2 protein-coding genes and 1 pseudogene are annotated in these 3,861 nt (G+C 57.9%); all 3 read left to right on the forward strand.

From position 1 onward, the window contains the following. Nucleotides 1-126 precede the first annotated feature (126 nt). Nucleotides 127-501 carry a TorF family putative porin gene (locus ACIQ0R_RS11720; RefSeq protein WP_395827585.1) on the forward strand — a complete coding sequence of 125 codons (375 nt, stop codon included), beginning with the start codon at nt 127-129 and terminating at the stop codon, nt 499-501. Between the two features lie 202 nt (nt 502-703). Beyond that, a pseudogene (locus ACIQ0R_RS11725) lies at nt 704-3,533 on the forward strand (DUF4118 domain-containing protein). Then, on the forward strand, nt 3,530-3,861 hold a 332-nt coding region (locus ACIQ0R_RS11730; protein WP_395827588.1), incomplete at its 3' end, for a response regulator. The pseudogene ACIQ0R_RS11725 and the gene ACIQ0R_RS11730, both read left to right, overlap by 4 nt.

Raw genomic sequence — 3,861 nt, forward strand, 5'->3', positions numbered from 1 at the left:
TTGCGGGACTGGAAGGGAGCACTTAACCGCTTCACTATCCAGTTTGAAGAACGGATGAAGCCGAATTAAACGAAATTCCGTTTACACAAAATCCAGCACACCCTCTATGTACATCCATCCAACGGCTTGCATCCGAGCGCCGATACGACCGAAATCTACGGCCAGTTGGGTTACGGTCCTGCCTACATCAAATATTCGCAGTCAGTCACCAATCTGTTCGGTTTTGCCAACAGTAAGAACAGCGGCTATCTGGATCTGGGTGTCAATCTCGATGTCACCAATGGTTACACGCTCAACCTGCATGCAGGTCATCAAACTGTCAAAAATAATTCGGCATCCAGTTATAACGACTGGAAAGCCGGGCTGACCAAGGATTTCGGCTTCCTGTCAGCTAGCATCGCGCTGATCGGCACCGATACCAATAATTACGTCGGACCGACCCCGGATCGTAAAAATCTGGGTAAAACTGCACTGGTAATCGGCACCACAAAAACCTTCTGAGCATCCCCGGGAAGAGGCTTTCACAGCACAGGCCGGAATACCCACGGCGTTACGGCCTGTTCGCCTTTATCTCAGGCCGCTGGCGGGGAAAGTAAATAGCTTATAGGATGTCGTAACGGCAGACCAATTCCATCTACAATTGGCGAATGCTGTCATATCGCCGCCGGGCTGGCGGAACTCATCGGGCAACCAAAACATTCACATGTCTTTAGCCAACTCAAGCGGCGATTTACGCCCTGATCCGGATGCCTTACTGGCGCAGTTGCAGGTGCAGGACAGTCTGGCAGAACGCGGCAAGCTGCGCATCTATTTTGGTGCATCGGCCGGTGTCGGTAAAACCTATGCGATGCTCGGTGCCGCACACAAGCTGCACAGCGGAGGTCGCGAGGTACTGGCCGGCGTGATCGAAAGCCACGGCCGCGCTGAAACCGCCGCCATGCTGAACGGCCTGGAATTACTGCCGCTGAAGCAGCTCGAGTATCGCGACAAGCAACTGCCGGAGTTCGATCTGGATGCTGCCCTGCGGCGCAAGCCTTCGCTGATTCTGGTCGATGAGCTGGCGCATTCCAACGCGCCCGGTTCGCGTCACCCGAAGCGCTGGCAGGATGTAGAAGAGTTGCTCAATGCCGGCATCGATGTATTCACCACCCTCAACGTCCAGCATCTGGAAAGCCTCAACGATGTTGTGGGCGGCATTACCGGTGTCCGGGTGGCGGAAACCTTGTCAGATACTGTCTTCGATGCCGCCGATGAAGTGGTCATGGTGGATTTGCCGGCTGACGAACTGCTGACCCGGCTCAGGCTCGGCAAGGTCTACAAACACCCGCAAGCGGAGCGCGCTTCGCGCAATTTTTTCCGGAAAGGAAACCTCATTGCATTGCGTGAACTGGCCTTGCGTCGCACCGCGGATCGTTTGCAGGGCGACGTTCAGGCTTACCGTATCGAAAAATCGATTGGCGCTGTTTGACAAACCGATGCCGCGTTGCCGGCTTGCGTCGGACCGTCGCCCGGCGCCGAGCATGTGATCCGCAGCACAGCCCGGTTAGCGACCCAGCTCAATGCGGAATGGCACGCCGTCTATGTCGAGACCCCAAGCTTGCAGCGCTTGCCGTCGGCCAGGCGCGAACGCATCCTGAAAAACCCTTAAGCTGGCGCAAGACCTGGGAGCGACCACAGCCGTGCTGGCCGGTAATCAGGTGGCCGCAGTCATGGCAAGTTATGCGCGCAGCCACAATTTTTCCAAGATCATTATCGGCCGCAGTCAACGCCGCTATCCGTGGCAAGCCAATCATGCAGCCGGTATCGCAAAGCTGGCCGCCGATATCGATGTGATCGAAATCGGTGTGCCGCCGCCGAGCGCCTCAGCAAAGAATAACGACGACCCTGGCAGGGGATGGCCGTGCTACCTGCCGACCCAGAGCCGGATTGAATGGCGGGGCTACGCCTGGGCGCTCGCCGTGTGCGTGCTGGTGACCATACTGGCGACGCCGATTCTGCCGTTCTTCGACCTCGCCAATATCGTCATGCTGTATTTATTGGCAGAGGTACTGATCGCCATACGCTATGGTCGTGGTCCGGCGATTTTCGTCGTGCTGCTGAGTATCGCATCGTTCGATTTCTTTTTTGTACCGCCGCGCTTTTCGTTTGCCGTCAGCGATTTTCAATACCTGTTGACCTTCGGCGTGATGCTGGCCGTAGGCCTGACGATTACCCATCTCACCGCCGGCCTGCGCTACCAGGCCCGCATCGCATCGCATCGCGAAGCACGTTCGCGGGCGTTGTTCGAGTTCGCTCGCGAGCTGTCGGCGGTGCTGCAGACCGAGCAGATATTTGAGACCAGCCGGCGCTTTCTGCAGCGCAGCTTCCAGGCCAAGACCTTATTGCTGGTGCCGGACGAGGCCGGGCGCCTGCAAATGCCTGCGGTTATTCCTTATGATGCCGCCGACATGGCAGCCGCGCTCGATATCGGGATTGCGCAATGGGCGTTCGATAATGCCAGCAGCGCCGGTATCGGCACCGATACTCTGCCCGCCAGCAATTACCTGTATGTGCCGCTGGTGGCGCCGATGCGCACCCGCGGCGTGCTGGCGATCCTGCCGCACAGTCGGCGTTGGATATTGATCCCGGAGCAGCAGCAACAGCTGTACACGTTTGCCACGCTGACCGCAATCGCGCTGGAGCGGGTTCATTATGTCGAGGTGGCACAGGACGCTCTGGTGCGGATGGAATCGGAGCGCTTGCGTAACTCGTTGTTGTCAGCGTTGTCGCATGATTTGCGTACGCCGTTGACGGCGTTGGTTGGCTTGTCGGAGTCGTTGTCGCTGTCGAAACCGCCGCTACCGCAAAATCAGCAGATATTGGCTAGCGCGCTGCACAGCGAAATGCTGCGCATGAGTGCACTGGTCACCAATCTGCTGGATATGGCGCGGATCCAGAGCGGCGAGGTCAAGCTGAATTTGCAATGGCAGCCGTTCGAAGAAGTAGTCGGCAGCGCGCTGCGCGCGAGCGCGTCGGCGCTGGTGGCACACCAGGTGGAAATACGTGTGGCGCACGAACTGCCGCTGATCTGTTTTGATGCCGTGTTGATTGAGCGCGTGCTGTGTAACTTGCTGGAAAATGCCGCCAAATACACCGCACCGGGTTCTCATATCCGCTTGTCTGCGGTCGTCAACGGACGCTTCCTTGCGGTCACGGTGGCCGATGACGGCCCGGGTCTGCCGAGCGGCATGGAAGACGCGATATTTGAGAAATTTACGCGTGGCGAACGCGAATCTGCAAAACCCGGAGTGGGGCTGGGGCTGGCCATTTGTCGGGCAATTGTCGAGGCGCATGGCGGCACTATCCAGGCCCACAGCGGTCATCCAAAAGGCGGTAGCACAGAGCTGAGCGCGGGTGCCGAATTTATTTTCACCATTCCTCTGGGCGCACCGCCAAGTATGCCCGATCTGGAACCAGCCGATTTCACGCCGGGAGCAACTGAACCAGATGGCAGCGACGCTTCCGGCCAGCACGGCAACATGGATAAAGCATGACGATCCAACCAACACCAATAGCACTGCTGGTCGAAGACGAACCGCAGATCCGGCGCTTTGTGCGTGCCGCGCTGGAGAGCGAAGGCTGGCAGATTTTTGAGGCTGAAACTATGCAACGCGGTCTGATCGACTGTGGCACCCGCAAGCCAAATCTTGTGATTCTCGATCTTGGCCTGCCGGATGGCGATGGCGTTGACTTTATTCTGGACGTGCGCAAATGGTCGCGGGTACCGATCATCGTGTTATCTGCACGCGTCAACGAAGCCGACAAGATTAAGGCGCTCGATGCCGGCGCCGATGATTATCTTAGTAAGCCGTTTGGTGTCGG

Origin of the sequence: Collimonas sp. (assembly GCF_044339385.1) — a bacterium.
Lineage (GTDB): Bacteria > Pseudomonadota > Gammaproteobacteria > Burkholderiales > Burkholderiaceae_D > Collimonas.